The sequence below is a fragment of the Paenibacillus sp. SEL3 genome (assembly GCF_054602585.1).
In genome coordinates this window covers 4,925,327-4,940,985 of record NZ_CM137725.1, presented here as the reverse complement: position 1 = coordinate 4,940,985, position 15,659 = coordinate 4,925,327, and the positions used below count along the sequence as shown (strand labels likewise).

Sequence of the window (15,659 nt, the reverse complement as noted above, 5' to 3'; positions counted from 1 at the left end):
CTTTATTCCAGAAATCCGGGGGTGATGGCGATGAGATGAAGCCTTAACTCAGGTTGACCTCAATTCATACAAACCATTATGCAGTGAAAGACGGGCAGAGTATGGACCTTCAAACAAGACACTGGTATTAAATACGGCCGGAAGCCTATCATCAGGAAACCAAGGCCGTTGCTTGTCTATGACTATAAATGATCCTTCTACATTCCCTAGCGGCGCGAACTTTTGTCCAGCCCCTCCCCATGGATCAAGTTGGAACGTTTCGGTGATTATCCTAGATACTTCGGGGACATCATCGACAGGAAGACCGATCTCGCTTATACGAAGTAGAGAGTTGGGCCCGAAAGCTTCAGTGACTGCGTTGTCGAGTGTATGGTGAGCGATGAACTCGACAAGGTTATGATCCGGATCATAGAAGTAAAGCGCTGTTGCATTCCAGTTTTCGAAAAAAAACTCATCTTCTTGGGGTCTTGAAATCAATGAAATTCCACGGTCGATTACCCACTGTTTTGCTTCTGTGAATTTATTTGTTGGAATCGTAAATGCAATATGGTAAAACTCATTTTCCATATGGGAGGATTCCTGAAAAGCAAGAACCGATTCCCCTACTTGAAACGACAACCGCGAAGGGCTTTCCTCCACAACCTGCAAATCCAAAAGAGAGCCGTAAAAAGCTTTTATCGCTTCGAAACTGTAGGTGCCTAAAAGCACTTCTTTTAATTTCAATGCATTGGTCCTCCCCATAAATAATATTGAAGCCCATTAGTCCGTCGTATCCAGATCAGCATTTTATCTCAGATTGTATGAGATTATTACATTGGTTATTGATTATCCTTTAAATCGCTTAGAAGTTTGGCGTTCACATCCAACGCCGCAAATTGAAGTAATATATCCTGTTCATCCAGAGCTTTACTTTTCGCCATTTTGAGATAAAGCTTGGGCTGGTCCCGAAATGCTCTTGCACTTCCAATCGAGTATGCCTTCTTGAGATATTTATGAGCTAATACAGGGTTGCTCTGATGAAGAAGTGTTTCCGCCATCTGAATATAAGGTTCAGCATGTATAATCCGGTGCCCTGTACCTTCCAAATCTAAAATCTCCTCATTTAAAAGCTCTACTGATCGCTGAGTATGTCCGTTATAATTGAGAATTTGAACGTATTGATGCAAGGTTACACCTGTGATGCCCCATTTATGCTTAGGCTCGGGTATTAGATCCCAAGCCTTCTGTGCTTTTTCCACAGCCAAGTTGCTATCTAATGGGAGTGTATGAGCTGCATCCTCTCCAAGCTCCCAAATCTCTTCTTCCAATTGAGCCTCCAGATCGTGGTACATTCGAATATTCATCTATTCCTCCCAATTGGATAATATAAGTTCAACACATAGAGATGTCTACTCCTCATTGCGTTTAGCGAAAGCGCTTGATTAAGGATATCACTCCCCAGATGAGCAACGCCAAGATCCCGCTAACGATTACGAATGTCATTAAGATCGAAGTCCATACGATATGCAATCAACATCACCCCATGCATCATTTTATGGTCATCTTGTAGAGTACTCTTCTAATGTCTCTCCATATTTTAACGCACGTTGGCTTCCGCTGCATTCGAATTGAATATTTTTATTTTTATGATAATGGATAAAAAAGCTAGTAATGCAAACATCAGCCCGCTCCAGATGAGCTGGTGTATTCCCAAGTGAGAGATAAACCACCCGCCCGTAGCAGCCCCTATCGTAATACCTAGATTAGAAAATGAGACAAACAGGCTGTTACCAAACTCTGGAGCTTCTTTCGCTTCCGTGGTTAACCATGTTTGACTAATAATAAGCCCCCCAGAATGCACGGCCCCCCAAGTGAGCACAACCACAAACATCGGTAGGAAAGAAGCACCCAGAGCATAGGTGAATACGTAAATGACCGTATATAGCAATGGGAACATAATTACGGTCTTGGTCAGATTTTTATGTAATAATCCCCCGAATAAAAAATTCCCAAAAATCATGACGATTCCAAAGACCATCAACATCATACTGATCCATGACCCGTTCATCAGAGTTACTTCTCCAAGATATTCGGCAAAATAGCTATACACCGAAAACATAGCTGCAAAGATAAAAATAACAGTCACAATGTTGAACCACAATTGAGGTTTACGTAATATACCAAGCTGTTTGCCATAAGACATCTTTTCCTGAACTGGCAGGGAAGGAAGCCATACGAGTATTCCCACAAATGCAATCATGCTTACGACAGCTCCAAATAAGAAGGCAGCTTCTAACGATATCTTTTCAGCAAGATAGGAAGTCAAAGGCACGCCAAACGCAAATCCTACCGTAATTCCAGCGAAAACCTTGGTGACGGCTTTACTACTCTTTTCAGGGGGGACCAGATGAGCTGCAGTCACGAGGGCGACCGAAAAAAAGACAGGATGAAAAATAGCGGGAAGAACACGAAAAATGAGCATGACCTCCAAATGAGTGGTATAGGCATAGACAATATTGGAAATGACAAAACTGAATACAGCGATTAATAGAATGATTTTACGATTCATACCAGAAACGAGTAAGGTCAAAAATGGACCTGAAATGGCAACAACGAAAGAAAAAATACTGACGAGCCAACCAGCCTGGGCAGCTGATACATTGAATTTTTGGGTTACTTGAGGGAGAACGCCTATAATTCCCATTTCCGTTGTAATAATGCCGAATACGCCTAAAGCCAGAATGATAATAAGTAACGGGTTAACCTTTTTCATTTTAAGTATAAGCCTCCAAATTAATTATATATATAGATTTGTAGATATATTACGTGAAAAAAAACCTCCTTTCTATTTATAATTCCTTTTGAACATACTCGGCAAATTCCCGGATTGTTTTTTCATTCCGACGATAGTACGTCCACTTCCCAATACGCTCAGACTCTAACAAACCGGATTTTTGCATCGTTAATAAATAACTTGAAATCACAGACTGCGCAAGTCCCGCTTTAGCCTGAATATCTCCCACACATACACCAATTTGAAAATTAAGCCCTTGCTTCAGATAAGCCTGTTCATCAAAAAACTCTTCTGGTTTTTTTAACCACAGCATAATTAGACGGCGAGTTTCGTTTGACAATGCTTTATAAATCAATGACGGTTCCATATAAAACATTATATCTATTTTATTAGATTTGTAAATATAAAGTCCAATGATTACGTAGAAAAATAAATAATAAAGGCTGCTTTCCCACGGGAAATCCGTTGGGAAACAGCCTGTTCAAGTACATATTCAACTACACTGACTTACTCTTATTGGAGCGATACATCAAGTACAGGAAATACGGTGCACCGATCAGTGCGATCAGTAATCCGGAAGGAATTTCAGTCGGCGCAAGCACTGTCCGTCCAATTGTATCAGCCAGCACCAGCATTACCGCTCCCAAGATGCTAGACAGAACGATAGAGCGACGTACATGGTGCCCAATCAACGTACGCACGATATGCGGAGCAATCAGCCCGATGAAGCCAACTGTACCTACACAGGCTACCGCTCCGCCCGCCAGCAGCACCCCCACTGCCATCGCCAGCAACCGGGTGCGGCGCACCGGAAGTCCCAGTCCCATAGCGCTGCTGTCGTCAAACACCAAAAGATCGAAGCGGCGAGCTAGCCACCAGGCTATTGGCAACAACACGAGCAGAAAAGCCAAAATCGTCGCCACCTGCCCCCAGTTTCGAGCGTAGGTACTACCCGTCAGCCAAATATAGCCTGTGCTGCCCCAAAGCGAACCTTGGATAATCAGTATCTGAATGCCAGCTGCTCCGATCGCTGATACAGCAATCCCAAGTAGGATGACCACAGACGGGTTTAGGTGCTTGTTCCATGATAAAAAGAAGATCACCGCCGCCGACACCGTCGCTCCGGCAATCGCCGCGATAGGCAGCATATAAACAGGCAGCCCAGGCCAAACGATAATCACTGCAAGCGCGCCAAAGCCAGCCCCTGAAGAAACACCAATGATCGAGGCATCCGCTAAGGGATTACGAACGGCTAATTGGATCAAGACACCGCTGACCGCAAGCGCGATACCAGCCCCGGCTGCCACCAGCGTGCGCGGAATTCTAAACTGCAGCAGGGCCGAATTTGCGTTCTCACCGCCAAATAGGCCAGATAGCAAATCGCCAACCGGAATTCGCATCCCTCCAAACATCAGGCTGAATACGGTCAACAGCACGGCACCGCACCCAAGCAACGTGACCAGCCTGCCATAGGGTAATTTCCGAGAGCGCACACCTATGTTCATTGAAGATTGTCCATTAATACCAGAAGGCAGCTTCATCTTCCACAGAATCAACCAAATTAGCCAAGGAGCCCCAATCAAGGCCATCATTGCTCCGGTCGGCAGATCCATGCTTGATTGGTGGACCATCTTCGCCAGCACGTCAGCGCCTGTCAACAGTAATGCTCCCCACAGAAAGGAACCAGGCAGCACCCAGCGATGCATTTTTAGGCCGCTTAAGCGCACCAAATGTGGAGCTACCAAACCCACAAAACCAATAGGTCCAATGACGCTAACTGTAATGGTCGACAGCAGGACAGCTAATACAATACCCACCGCCCGGGTCAAACTAACCTTTTGTCCAAGTGACGTGGATGTGGACTCATCCAGATCCAGGACATCAAATTGTCTTGACAGCAGAAAGGCAATGACCGAGAGTCCTACGACCCAGGGCCAGGCGTAAGTCGTCCCGCTCCAGTCGTTTTGCACAAGCGAGCCAGAACCCCAGAGAAACAGTCCCTGCGTTTCAAATGAATAAAAGATATGCAAAGCTCCGGTAAACGAACCGAGAACCATGGATACAATCAAGCCGGCAAGCGCCAACCGAATCGGACTTCCCGCTCGTCCCCCGCCCATGAAGTAAGCGAGTACCGCTGCCAGCAGGCCGCCGACAGCGGCAAATAGAAACGGCGCCTGATGCAGCAGTCCGGGAAACATCACCGCGCCAAGGACAACCACAAAGTAGGCACCAGCGTTAATACCTAGTGTATCAGAAGCCGCCAGCGGGTTTTTGGTGATGGCCTGGAGCAAAGCACCAGCGATGGCAAGCGCACCACCAGCCATAATTCCGATGACCGTACGTGGCATCCGGAGATCCCACACCATGTTATGTTCAAGCGTATCCTGACGCTGGGTCAACGCCTCAATTACCGTGTGAAGCGGGATCGAAGCCTCTCCATAACACAAGCTTACAAAAAAAAGCACGATGAGGACGATCAATCCGCCCCCAAAGATGCTTCCTACACGCCAAGTCTTCGATAAACCCGTTGTGTCTGTTCGGGTCATTTCGTCAGAGCTCCGACTACCTGATCAACCAGTACTTTGGATGAGATTGGGCCGCCGAACGTCCATGTTGTGCCGTCCAGTGGGTAGGTCCGTTTTTCTTTGACAAAGTTTAGTCCGTTCCATACCGAGTTGTTCTTCATCGCGGCTCCAAATACATCGTCCGTCTTTTGCGTAATATAGATAAAATTGCTGTCCTGCACAGCTGGAAGAGCTTCAATGCCAACGGTGCTAAACCCATATTTCTCGGTCTTGTCCGACTTCCAGTCGTTCACCATGCCAATTTTCGCGAGCGTTCCCACTACAACCGAATTTTCCTTGAACATTCGCAGACTGGCAGCATTTTGAGCTGTGAAGGCCTGTGTCAGCGCATAGTGAAAGTCTGCTTTGCCCGCTTTCTCTAATGTAGCCTTTGCCTCTACGTAGTGCTGGTCAAGTTCGCTTAGGACCTTATCAGCCTGTTCCGTTTTTCCGGTAGCCACAGCGACTTGCTTGAAAATTTCGACCATACGGTCGTAATCATAGCCGTTCCCCTTGTAAGGATCGAATTCTATCGTTGGTGCAATCCCCTTAAGCTGTGCATAGATCGCTGCATTGTTATCGGCGTTAGTGATAATAAGATCCGGCTTAAGCGCCGCAATCGCTTCTAGATTCGGTTCGCCCCGTGTGCCGATATCAGTTACGGTATCAGCCAGCTTCGCCTCCAGTGTTACCCACAGCTTGTAGTTTTCATTGTCCGCATTACCGACAGGCTGTACGCCAAGTGCAATGAGGTCCTCGGTAAACGTCCATTCGAGTACAACTACACGTTCCGCTGGCTTGTCCAGCTTGACTTCCCCATGGTCATCCTTAACCGTAACCGGACCAGCCGTTGTGGATATCTGCTCAGACCCTGCAGTACCTTCCGTCTTCGAGCTATCCCCAGCCGCACCGCAGCCCGCCAATACAATAGTAAAAACTACAAATAATAATAGGCTATTCAACATCTTTTTCATTTCTCTCAATCACCCCTGTATGTATATTGCATTGGAAAATGATAATCATTATCAGTAAAAGATTATAGGGCTTAGTGACTTTTGTCAATACAGATAAATCTAAAATTGAATCACAAACAGGTTCCGTATATGATAGCTTTATCATTGTTTAAGGGAGGCTTCATTTACGTGGCGGTATTAATCAACGAGCAAATTAAAGCTGACGAAGTGGTACTCACTGGACTCGCAGGGGAGAAGCTCGGCGTTGTCTCCAAGTCAGAAGCCTTGGCTATGGCCCGATCCAAAGGGGTGGACCTGGTCTGCACCTCATTGATGAGCAGTCCACCACCCTGTAGCTTGGTCGCGAAGGGTAAAGGAAAAGCGCTGGCGCAAAAAGAAGCCGCAGCAAGCAAAAATGTCGGCCGAGCCGCAAAAAACAGCGGCAAAGAAAAAATCAAGGAGCTTCGCTTCACTGCTCATATTGAGGAACATGATTACGACACGAAGCTGCGTCAGGCAGACAAACATCTGCGTTCCGGCAAACCGGTGCAGCTGGTCGTTAAAGCGTCTGGTGCAAAAGAAGCGCCTGTCGCCAAAGCGGTACTAGAGCGGCTACTAATCGATTTGAAGGAAGCCGGAGTGAAGGATACTGGAATCCAGACGGGCGGCAAGGGCTCACAAGTGAAATTAAACCCTCGCTGAATGGCGAATCAGTAAATTGGACCAGTCACTTAGACCGTAGGAAACAGAGGGCCGATTCGGCCCTCTGTTATAAATTCCTTGGTTACAGGGTATGATTCAGGCTCTTTCTTGTCATAGCTACTTTGCACCAAGGGAGCATACCAAAAACGCTTCTCATCCATCAACCTCGATACATACCCGCTTGCTTATTTCAGGATGACGCCGTTCGTTCCCGTTTGCGGTATGACAAACGACCAATCGGCATCCTTGTACAAATGGTTGACGACCTTTCGTTTTAGCGTGAGCTGTTTCGGCATTTGATTTAGCCCATCAACGAAATATCCGGCATCCTCCTGCAGCTCGATTACACCTGAACGATCTGTTGTGTAGCCTCCGCCAAAAAACATCGAATACTCCTTATTATTTTCGTCAACGGCAACCCAAATGTCTTGCGTGAAGTTAGGACTACTGAAGATACCGCCTATCGGAATGGTCGCATACATTTTGCCCGAATTAGAACTGTTGGAACGAAGTTTGAGCCCCTTGAACAGATAAGCATCACCCGAGTCTTCGAATTTAACGGGATGCACAGCTGAAGTTTGAGCCGGGTCGATCACGACCGACGCCTCGCTTCTCTCTCGAATTATATAGCCGTCCAATACGAATCGAATTTGCTGCTTATCATAGGCAAAATCATTAAACTGGTAGAACCAGTGCGTCTTGCCACTCCAACGGTCCAATCCAGATCGACGTCCGAATTCAGGGTCTCTGTTATCCCCAAGCCATTTCCCGTGTGCATCTTCCAGATGATACTTAAGCTCGTGGAACCCGCTTTGTCCGTTCAGCGCTCGGTCTGCGGCTTCTGGGGTCAACTCTGTAGTATATTCCAATGATCCGCCGCTCGGCGTCCGGGTAGCTCCCTGCATGTGAATACGTAAGCCGCTTGGCGTCTCATACGTTTTATCAATCGGAGTCAGCAACGTTTGCGCTTTGGCTTTGGTTAGATCTGCCTCCACATCCAGTCTCCAATCTCCTTTTACCGTTTTAATAGGAGCTTCCACATTAAGTTTGTCCGCATACAGCCTCAATTCACGGATATGTGCACTAAGCTGCAGCTTGTCGGTCAGTACCGGCCGCATAAAGTCGAACTCAATCCTACTAATATTCTCGTTGCCCCCTGTGCTTACTTCAAAAGGAACAGCGCCAACATCACCTCTCTGGTTATCAAAGAGGCTGAAATCGACATCTTGAATACTAAAATCCCCGGTTACAGCATTTCCTTCAACATCGAAAACTTCGATTCCGATAATCATTCTAGTCGAATCGGCGATAAGTTCGTTGACTTTCAGAGTGTAACCCTGATCTTTAGCACTGGCACCCGAAATCTGTACCAGTCCTGCTTCACGGACCTTCTTCATGCCATTATCCACATAGCTGTCTTTCGCAAACAGCGACCTCACCATATCTGCAAGAGTCGGCTGCGTATACAGCAGTGTGCTAACCACAAATACAACGACGGCGACCACCAAACTCCATACTTTAAACTGTGAAGTGCGTCTGGCAGCGCGGTAATGTTTCACCTGGGCGACGATGGACGTGTCATCGTACGCGGCTGCGTTCTGTTGCCGATTCCTGTATTCAGTCGGTCCCGTCAAGATCTGTGCCTCCGTTTCCGCTGGTTGCTCGCTCGGAGAGTATCTGGATACATCATGATCGCTCGCGTCGGCTCTGTCAGCTGGTTCGATCTCGATTCCTTCCAGCGCCAGCATCACCTGGTCGGTAAACTCATTAGATAGCCTTTCGTGAAACAACAAAATTTCCCAGTTTCTGTCTTCTATCGTCGATTTGCCGTCCTCTGTTTCAAGATTGGCTTTTTTCGTTGTTGTACGATCCCAGACTCTCATAACGTTGCCCCTCCTTGGCTTCTACGGTTTTGCGCAGACTGATTTTAGCACGGTGGACGGCGTTGTTAACCTGCCGAACCGACATGCCAGTAATACCAGCGATCTCCTTGTGACTCAGTTGGTTGGTGTAGCGCAGAATCAACACAAGTCGATAATGCTCGGGCAGCGTCTCTAACAAGCAATCCAATTCGAAACGCAGTTCCTTTTGCAGCAACTTCGATTCAGGTGTTTCACGTTCATATGTATCTTCCTGTGTCAGAGACTTTGGATCTTTTCGGCGTCCACGGTCCTTCTGCAAATTGACAGCAATTGTATACATCCAACCGGCAAAACTCTGCGTCGGGTTATGCGCTCCCAGTTTACGATAGGCTTTAAGTAGTGTCTCCTGAGTCAGATCCTGAGCATCCGCTTCGGAAGACCCCATCTTGCGGAACAATCCGTAAAGCTTATTCTGATAGCGCCGGACAATGCCCGCGTACGCTTGTTTATTGCCTTTTAGTACAGCTTCAATAATTGAATGATCGTCTGTCAGCTCCACGCGTTCCCCTCCTTTTAGGTCTGGCTTTTGTTTGTCTTGCTTCTAAGACTCCTAATCTGCATTTTTTCTCTCACTCGATCCATATAAAAAAGACCTTGAGTTTTTGTTGCCCTCGAGGTCTGAACATATGACTCATTCCTCTATGCCTAGTTCAGCTATGAGAAGATCAGCCTGTCCCGTTTTCATCTGTTTCTTTCTGGGCTAGTCCCATCCAAGTGCTATAGCGTAGGGCACAAGTATTGGGTTTACGAAGATTGATTCGAGAAAAGAAAATTATTGACCATAATTTTTCTAGTTCCCTTAAAAAATAACTTCTTCAGATCATCGCTTTACTCATAAAATATATGCATTAAACTTGCCGCTATTTTCCACAGCTCTCCAGCAACAATTTTCAGCTATGGATTCACCCTATAACCGCCCTATCATAGCCGTAAGCAAGATAGAAAAGGCAACATGCTTGCTAAAATAAATCCGTTTGGGTACAATCCCCATAACAAAATCGCTTGGGAGGAATTCGAATGAATCGAAAAAATGTCCCCCGTTAAGCCCGAGCTCCTCCATCCATGTTTTAGTTTCAACTCACCCTAATAAAACAGAGGAGGATACTAATGAACATGAATGGACCTGTCAACATTTCTCGAAGTGAGAGACTTCAGACTTGCCACGATATAGCTGCGAGGTTACATGAAGTATATAGAGACAAAATTCTGGCTATAGGGGTCTATGGATCTGTTGCCAAAGGTACTGACGGCCCTTTCTCGGACATTGAAATGTTTTGTGTACTAAGTGAATCAAACGGCCCCGTAGAATTTAGCCATGAATGGTCAGCGGGACCCTGGAAAGCGGAGGTGAACGTCTGTAGTTCAGACGTTCTTCTTAAAATTGCCTCTACTGTTGAGGGCGAATGGCCGTTGACACATGGCCCCTTCTTTTCCCCACTTCGTCTGTATGATCCTGAAGACTTTTTTTCTATATTAAAGGAAGCTGCCGAATCCCCCACAAAGGAAGATTTCAGGCATGCCATCAACGAAGTGCTTGTAGGTGAAATGTACGAGTTTATAGGAAAGCTTAGGAATGTCCGTGTAAATGGTCCTCATACCTACTTGCCATACTTGGTAATGCAGTTTGCCCAATATGGGGCTATGTTAGTTGGGTTACACAATCAGAAGCTCTTCTCAACGGGTTCAATGGTTCTACCGGAGGCCCTGGAACTGCCGAGTCGTCCAGAAGGACTTGATCATGTAGTTAAGTTGGTTATGTCCGGAGATTTAGCTGAACCAGCGAAGATCATTTCAGCCTGTGAAGATTTCTGGAGTGGTCTTGTGAATTGGGCAGTCGAACATGACTACCTTATTCGATCACAACGGATCCCCTTTTGATCGAAAATAAAATTCGCTTTAATTTCACTTACTATAATATACCATGTTAATATATCATGTTTTTTATATGTCCAGTCCCCCTTTCGTTAAGGGGGAATTTTACTTTTCTTCTGGATGAATAGTACTTCTCCGTTATGTTTTTCCACTGTAATATATTTAAAATTTAAACTACTTGATTTCACCCACTACCTCCTTTATTCTCTGTATATGTAACTCTGTCTTTGCTTATCTATATCCGATGCTCACATACTTTCCTCATTCGTATACACATGCAAAAAATGTACAATTCCAGTGTACTCCATTAAAATTTTACACATAAAGCTTTATATAGATTTTATTTTTGTTAATATCCAACAACAGGGCCTTAGGCACTATGATAGATTACATTTTAATGATATATTGATAGGTACCATAAAAGACTAATTACCCATGGCTTGGGCTGGAGGATGTATGAAAAAGGAATCAAATCAAGACGAAACCAGTTATTTATTTAATGTAGATGTATTAGTTAAAGGCCGTTCGAATGTAGAGGCCCTTCAGTTCCTGCTTAATCTCTTGAGCCAAAACGAACACATTGCGGATAGCCGGATTCAATCCGGTATCGAACTTGGCAATTTAATTGAAGCTGCACTGTACCTAAAAAAACAGTCAGCCGTGAATAGCCCATCTGATGCAGCCGCTACGCTCGCGGAAAAATTCTCTAAAAAGAAATCAGCCGCAATTACGAACAAGCCGCCAGTCGTTCAAGAGATCAAACAATCCCACGTACAGCCAAAGCCTGCAACACAACAAGACCTTAGTACGTATGAATGGATCAAACGCTATATACATGATAATACGCTTGTACGGTTAATCGTAAACCGCTATGGTGGACAACGCAGCATTCCTTGCCGCATCCTCAATCTGGACCATGATAATAGCCTGCTGAGTGTGTATCATGTAGATGAGAAACAAGTGTACTCCTTTAAAATGAATGAGATCGATGAAATCACATCGTAAATGTAAATACTTCACCAAAAAACGAAGCATGAAAAAAGAGAACGGTCAGGAAAAACATGATGTCTTTCTTGTCCATTCTCTTTTTTTTGTATTATCCGAAAAGAACTTTAATCCTCTTTCTTCAGACCCATGGCAGCCCATGCCAGCAATATCCATCCTGCTATAAAACACACGCCTCCTAGAGGGGTGATAGCCCCCAACACACGGATTCCGGTCAGACTTAGCACATACAAGCTACCAGAAAACAAAATGATACCCGTCAATAACAGACGAGCTGCCCATCTTAGACGGTTGGAAGGCCCCCACTGTCCAGCAGCCAACGCAATGATCAGCAAACCGACAGCGTGAATCATATGATATTTCACACCTGTTTCATATACGGCCAAAGCATCCGCGTCGATCCGGGCTTTCACAATATGTGCCCCGAACGCTCCAATGGCTACCGCCAACATCATCATTATAGATCCCGTAAATATCCATTTTCGTTGCATGTTTGTGTACTCCTTTTCATCTCATCCTTTTAGCCGAATGTTCTTCTTATTTTATCGAAACCGTATGAAGTTTACCAGCCAGCGTGTGTGAAGACCGCATACAGAATTGGATGATTAGGCCCTGTCTTTTGAAGGGTATTGTGTAGGGTGGCTTGCTTTTTTGTTTATTTTGTGGAAAATTAGTACCTGTTCGGACTATGTTCAAGGAGTGGAAAAAATGAGTAACCAAGATCCTAATTTGCAAAAGCCTGCTGCGTCTGAGGAGCACCCTGTTTTTTCAGAATCTCCTGTGTTCCAGCCTCCGGTCAAGCTCAAACATTCCGGTCCCGGAATTGCTTCTTTTATTATGTCGCTTGTCAGTCTGATCGGATATATTATTCTGGCTATTATGGTTATTAATCTACTGGCTCATTTCGGCCAATACCAGACGATGAACCCGGAAATCGCTCTGCAGCAAACCGGAACGGTATTGCTTCCTTTTATTTTTTTAGGCAGCCTGTTGCTGAATTGTAGCGGACTTGTCGTTGGTATCATTGGAATTGCGTTAAAAAATCGTAAGAAAACCTTTGCTATTACAGGCTTAATCATTAATGCACTTATTATTGTGGGCTTTATTGCACTTCTTGCCATCGGTCTTTCCGTTCCGAATAGCACAGCGGATATCTATCCTTCCTCCGTGCAATCTTTATAATTTTTCTGCATCACACAGAGAGGATTCAATGTATGAACAAAATTAAAATTTTTGCCGACAGTACCAGTGATATTCCTACTCACTGGCGGCAACAGTACGAGATTAGCATTGTACCTTTGTATACGGTATTTGGTGATGAAGCATTGCAGGATGGGGTGAACATTCACCCGGAACAATTATTTCAACGTGTAAGTCGCGAGGGACATTTACCACGTACCGCCGCACCTTCTCCGTCGGATTTTATTCAAGCCTTTGCGCCCTACATAGAACAAGGGGACGATATTTTATATATCAGTCTGTCTTCCGAGCTATCATCAACGTACCAGAATGCGCTACTCGCTGCCTCTGAATTTCCGGAAGGCCGCATTACGGTTTTTGATTCCTTGAATTTGTCGTGCGGCTTTGGCCTGCTTGTGATGAAAGCTGCTCGTGCGGCAGCCAACGGCAATACGATAGAGCAGATTGTAGACATGTTGACGAAAACCAGGCCGCTAATAGATACGGAATTTGTCATTGATACACTTGAATACCTGTATAAAGGCGGAAGATGCTCCGGCATGCAAAATCTGATCGGCAGTCTTCTCAAAATTCGTCCGGTGATCAAAGTAATTGACGGAAAAATGACGCCAGCCTACAAAGTCCGCGGCAAACGTGAAAAAGCACTGGATCAGATGCTGCAAAACGCTCTGAATCAACGAGATCAGATGGATAACGATATCATTATTGTCGTGCACGCTTTGGCCGAGGAAGATGCGCTGATGCTGCAAGCTCGCTTGAAAGAAGAAACGAACGCACAAGAGGTACTGCTAACTACAGCAGGCTGTGTCATTTCCAGTCATTGTGGTCCACAGACTATCGGTATTATGTATGCCAAAAAGGCATAGTTTATCCAATATCAGACCCGTTGCCGCATAGGTAGCGGGTTTTTTGGTATTTTTCCAGCAATTTAGCAATGAATAACTTTCCTCTTTTTGATAGTATTATTCGTCGAGTAACGAACTATGAATCTACAATCTATCATAAAAAAGAAGGTTATTTGGTATGAGTTCCAAACGATCACGTTGGTTAGCCAAGCTTACCCTATCAGCAACGGCAGCCATCACAATATTCACAACATTCTCTTCATACTTAGCTGCTCCAGCAGCAGCATCCGGCGCTACGTTCCAGGATACTGCACACAGCTATGCCTATCAGTCTATTATTTCCCTGCACGCTAAAGGAATTTTGAACGGTACACGACCTGGTTACTTCTCTCCTAAAAAGGCTGTTACCAGAGCCGAATGGGTTACCGCACTGGACCGTACACTCGGTCTGGAGCCTGTACAAGCACCCGTTCCCTCCTACCGAGATGTTGCCAAAAAGACGTGGTACTATGGATGGATTGAAGCGGCTTCGCAGCTCAATATCGTTCAGGGGGGAACGTCTGCCACATTCCAACCTAATAGTCCTATAACCCGTCAAGAAGCGGCTTTGATGATCGCACGTCTCATCCGCTCTTCAGGCGGATCAGGAGATGCTACTTCCTCCTTCACAGATACTGGAGAAATTGCAGATTGGGCTCTTGATGCGGTAACCACCGTAAATCGTTACGGCTTTATGAAAGGTGAAAGTAACTATTTTCGTCCTGCATCCTCTCTGACTCGTGAAGAAACAGCGGTCTTACTGGAGCGACTGCTAACGTATTCAACAAAACATGCTAACCAAACTGCTTCCACCGCTTCTTCCATCCGAATTGGCTGGCAATATGATCAAACCGTTCAGCAGTTTGAAAATACGGTGCTCCAATCCAACATCAACACCCTGTCACCACGTTGGTTTTTTCTGAATGAAACAGGTATTATCAGCGATTATACCAATTCATCGCTGCTCACCTGGGCCAAACAGCATCATAAAAATATCTGGGCGATGGTAGGCAACCGTTCCAACCTGGCACTGACGCACCAAATTTTGTCCAGTGAGGTTCTACGAAATACAACCATAAGTCAGCTTGCTAATGCTGTATCTGTATACGGTTTGAACGGACTTGTCATTGATTTTGAAAATGTAGATGGTCAGGATCGTACCAATTTTACATTGTTCGTCCAACAATTAAAAGCTAAGTTAAAAAGTCAGAATACGGTACTGGCGATTTGTGTATCTCCTGATTACGGAACGGACTGGACTGCCGCCTTTGATTATAAACAGCTTGGCGCTGCGGCAGACTATCTGATCTTGATGGGATATGACGAGCACTGGGGAGGGAGCTCGATCCCCGGCTCTGTGTCCTCACTGCCATGGCTCCGTGAAAGCGTGCGGCGTTTTGTACAAACCACCGATCCAGAGAAAGCGATCTTGGCGTTGCCATTATTTACACGGAACTGGACGCTTAACGCTACCGGACAGTCAATCGCTTCCTCTGATATTTCATTAGATCAGCAAAACCAGCTCATATCCCGTTCCGCCTCCAAACCCATCTGGAATGAGGATATTCAGCAGTATACCGTGTCTTACAAGGACACGCAGCTTCATAAGCTGTGGCTCGAAGATGGGCGATCCTTCACTCGTAAATATCGCTTGGGACAGGATGCAGGGTTTGCTGGCTTCGCCTACTGGTATTCCGGCGGAGCCAGCTCTGATCTGTGGTCCAGTATAAAAAACGCAGACCGCTTTATAGAGCGTGGTTTATAAAATACAAAGCCTTCAACCT

The 15,659-nt window shown here is 45.5% G+C and carries 16 protein-coding genes; 7 read left to right on the top strand and 9 right to left on the bottom strand.

The genetic code is table 11. The features are described from left to right. Positions 1-48 precede the first annotated feature (48 nt). The gene (locus tag ACYCS5_RS22785) at positions 49-723 is read right to left on the bottom strand and encodes a VOC family protein (RefSeq protein WP_459760163.1); all 675 of its coding nucleotides are present in this window, start codon (positions 721-723) and stop codon (positions 49-51) included. 95 nt (positions 724-818) lie between these two features. Further along, positions 819-1,343 (bottom strand): hypothetical protein, encoded by a 525-nt coding sequence (locus ACYCS5_RS22780; RefSeq protein ID WP_029516560.1) that lies wholly within the window; start codon positions 1,341-1,343, stop codon positions 819-821. 74 nt (positions 1,344-1,417) lie between these two features. Here ACYCS5_RS22780 and ACYCS5_RS22775 point away from each other — a divergent pair, with 74 nt between their 5' ends. After that, a complete protein-coding gene (locus ACYCS5_RS22775) occupies positions 1,418-1,549 on the top strand; it encodes a hypothetical protein (protein WP_449291672.1) in 132 nt (43 codons plus the stop codon). Positions 1,550-1,576: 27 nt separating this feature from the next. Here the strand turns inward: ACYCS5_RS22775 and ACYCS5_RS22770 are convergent, their stop codons facing one another. From ACYCS5_RS22770 to ACYCS5_RS22755, 4 genes are all read right to left on the bottom strand, one after another. After that, positions 1,577-2,752, bottom strand: coding sequence for an MFS transporter (locus ACYCS5_RS22770; protein WP_459760162.1), 1,176 nt, complete (start codon positions 2,750-2,752; stop codon positions 1,577-1,579). Positions 2,753-2,828: 76 nt separating this feature from the next. Next, on the bottom strand, positions 2,829-3,140 hold the full coding sequence (locus ACYCS5_RS22765; protein WP_023987858.1) for an ArsR/SmtB family transcription factor: 312 nt from the start codon (positions 3,138-3,140) through the stop codon (positions 2,829-2,831). A 130-nt stretch (positions 3,141-3,270) separates the two neighbouring features. Further along, positions 3,271-5,319: an iron ABC transporter permease gene (locus ACYCS5_RS22760; protein WP_165145164.1), complete on the bottom strand. Its 2,049-nt coding sequence runs from the start codon at positions 5,317-5,319 to the stop codon at positions 3,271-3,273. After that, entirely contained in the window at positions 5,316-6,311 is a 996-nt protein-coding gene (locus ACYCS5_RS22755; protein WP_459760161.1) for an ABC transporter substrate-binding protein, read from the bottom strand. Before ACYCS5_RS22755 ends, ACYCS5_RS22760 begins: the two co-directional genes overlap by 4 nt. A gap of 168 nt (positions 6,312-6,479) precedes the next feature. Between ACYCS5_RS22755 and infC the strand changes: the two genes are divergently transcribed. Beyond that, on the top strand, positions 6,480-6,992 hold the full coding sequence (gene infC / locus ACYCS5_RS22750; protein WP_029516555.1) for a translation initiation factor IF-3: 513 nt from the start codon (positions 6,480-6,482) through the stop codon (positions 6,990-6,992). Positions 6,993-7,177: 185 nt separating this feature from the next. On the opposite strand, the gene ACYCS5_RS22745 is transcribed toward infC, so the two are convergent. Further along, complete coding sequence (locus tag ACYCS5_RS22745; RefSeq protein WP_459760160.1) at positions 7,178-8,875, bottom strand: DUF4179 domain-containing protein; 1,698 nt, start codon at positions 8,873-8,875, stop codon at positions 7,178-7,180. Beyond that, complete coding sequence (locus ACYCS5_RS22740; RefSeq protein ID WP_238794812.1) at positions 8,832-9,413, bottom strand: RNA polymerase sigma factor; 582 nt, start codon at positions 9,411-9,413, stop codon at positions 8,832-8,834. The genes ACYCS5_RS22745 and ACYCS5_RS22740 overlap by 44 nt, the downstream gene beginning before the upstream one ends. 608 nt (positions 9,414-10,021) lie before the next feature. On the opposite strand from ACYCS5_RS22740, the gene ACYCS5_RS22735 reads away from it, so the two are divergent. Beyond that, complete coding sequence (locus ACYCS5_RS22735; protein WP_069012790.1) at positions 10,022-10,792, top strand: ANT(4')-I family aminoglycoside nucleotidyltransferase; 771 nt, start codon at positions 10,022-10,024, stop codon at positions 10,790-10,792. Positions 10,793-11,242: 450 nt separating this feature from the next. Beyond that, the gene (locus tag ACYCS5_RS22730; protein ID WP_029516552.1) at positions 11,243-11,791 is read left to right on the top strand and encodes a hypothetical protein; all 549 of its coding nucleotides are present in this window, start codon (positions 11,243-11,245) and stop codon (positions 11,789-11,791) included. 107 nt (positions 11,792-11,898) lie between these two features. Here ACYCS5_RS22730 and ACYCS5_RS22725 read toward each other — a convergent pair whose 3' ends face one another. Continuing rightward, entirely contained in the window at positions 11,899-12,282 is a 384-nt protein-coding gene (locus tag ACYCS5_RS22725; protein ID WP_029516551.1) for a DUF423 domain-containing protein, read from the bottom strand. 217 nt (positions 12,283-12,499) lie between these two features. Between ACYCS5_RS22725 and ACYCS5_RS22720 the strand changes: the two genes are divergently transcribed. The 3 genes from ACYCS5_RS22720 to ACYCS5_RS22710 all read left to right on the top strand — a co-directional run bounded on the left by ACYCS5_RS22720 (position 12,500) and on the right by ACYCS5_RS22710 (position 15,640). After that, positions 12,500-12,973 carry a hypothetical protein gene (locus ACYCS5_RS22720; RefSeq protein WP_069012792.1) on the top strand — a complete coding sequence of 158 codons (474 nt, stop codon included), beginning with the start codon at positions 12,500-12,502 and terminating at the stop codon, positions 12,971-12,973. Positions 12,974-13,005: 32 nt separating this feature from the next. Continuing rightward, complete coding sequence (locus tag ACYCS5_RS22715) at positions 13,006-13,857, top strand: DegV family protein (protein WP_459760159.1); 852 nt, start codon at positions 13,006-13,008, stop codon at positions 13,855-13,857. 157 nt (positions 13,858-14,014) lie between these two features. Continuing rightward, complete coding sequence (locus ACYCS5_RS22710; RefSeq protein WP_459760158.1) at positions 14,015-15,640, top strand: S-layer homology domain-containing protein; 1,626 nt, start codon at positions 14,015-14,017, stop codon at positions 15,638-15,640. Positions 15,641-15,659: the final 19 nt, after the last annotated feature.

Bases quoted from the DNA above. Each gene is read 5' to 3' on its own strand.
- ACYCS5_RS22735 (WP_069012790.1), top strand. From the start codon at position 10,022: ATGAACATGAATGGACCTGTCAACATTTCTCGAAGTGAGAGACTTCAG.
- ACYCS5_RS22720 (WP_069012792.1), top strand. From the start codon at position 12,500: ATGAGTAACCAAGATCCTAATTTGCAAAAGCCTGCTGCGTCTGAGGAG.
- ACYCS5_RS22780 (WP_029516560.1), bottom strand. From the start codon at position 1,343: ATGAATATTCGAATGTACCACGATCTGGAGGCTCAATTGGAAGAAGAG.
- ACYCS5_RS22725 (WP_029516551.1), bottom strand. From the start codon at position 12,282: ATGCAACGAAAATGGATATTTACGGGATCTATAATGATGATGTTGGCG.
- ACYCS5_RS22760 (WP_165145164.1), bottom strand. From the start codon at position 5,319: ATGACCCGAACAGACACAACGGGTTTATCGAAGACTTGGCGTGTAGGA.
- ACYCS5_RS22715 (WP_459760159.1), top strand. From the start codon at position 13,006: ATGAACAAAATTAAAATTTTTGCCGACAGTACCAGTGATATTCCTACT.
- ACYCS5_RS22730 (WP_029516552.1), top strand. From the start codon at position 11,243: ATGAAAAAGGAATCAAATCAAGACGAAACCAGTTATTTATTTAATGTA.
- ACYCS5_RS22755 (WP_459760161.1), bottom strand. From the start codon at position 6,311: ATGAAAAAGATGTTGAATAGCCTATTATTATTTGTAGTTTTTACTATT.
- ACYCS5_RS22745 (WP_459760160.1), bottom strand. From the start codon at position 8,875: ATGAGAGTCTGGGATCGTACAACAACGAAAAAAGCCAATCTTGAAACA.
- ACYCS5_RS22710 (WP_459760158.1), top strand. From the start codon at position 14,015: ATGAGTTCCAAACGATCACGTTGGTTAGCCAAGCTTACCCTATCAGCA.
- ACYCS5_RS22770 (WP_459760162.1), bottom strand. From the start codon at position 2,752: ATGAAAAAGGTTAACCCGTTACTTATTATCATTCTGGCTTTAGGCGTA.
- ACYCS5_RS22765 (WP_023987858.1), bottom strand. From the start codon at position 3,140: ATGGAACCGTCATTGATTTATAAAGCATTGTCAAACGAAACTCGCCGT.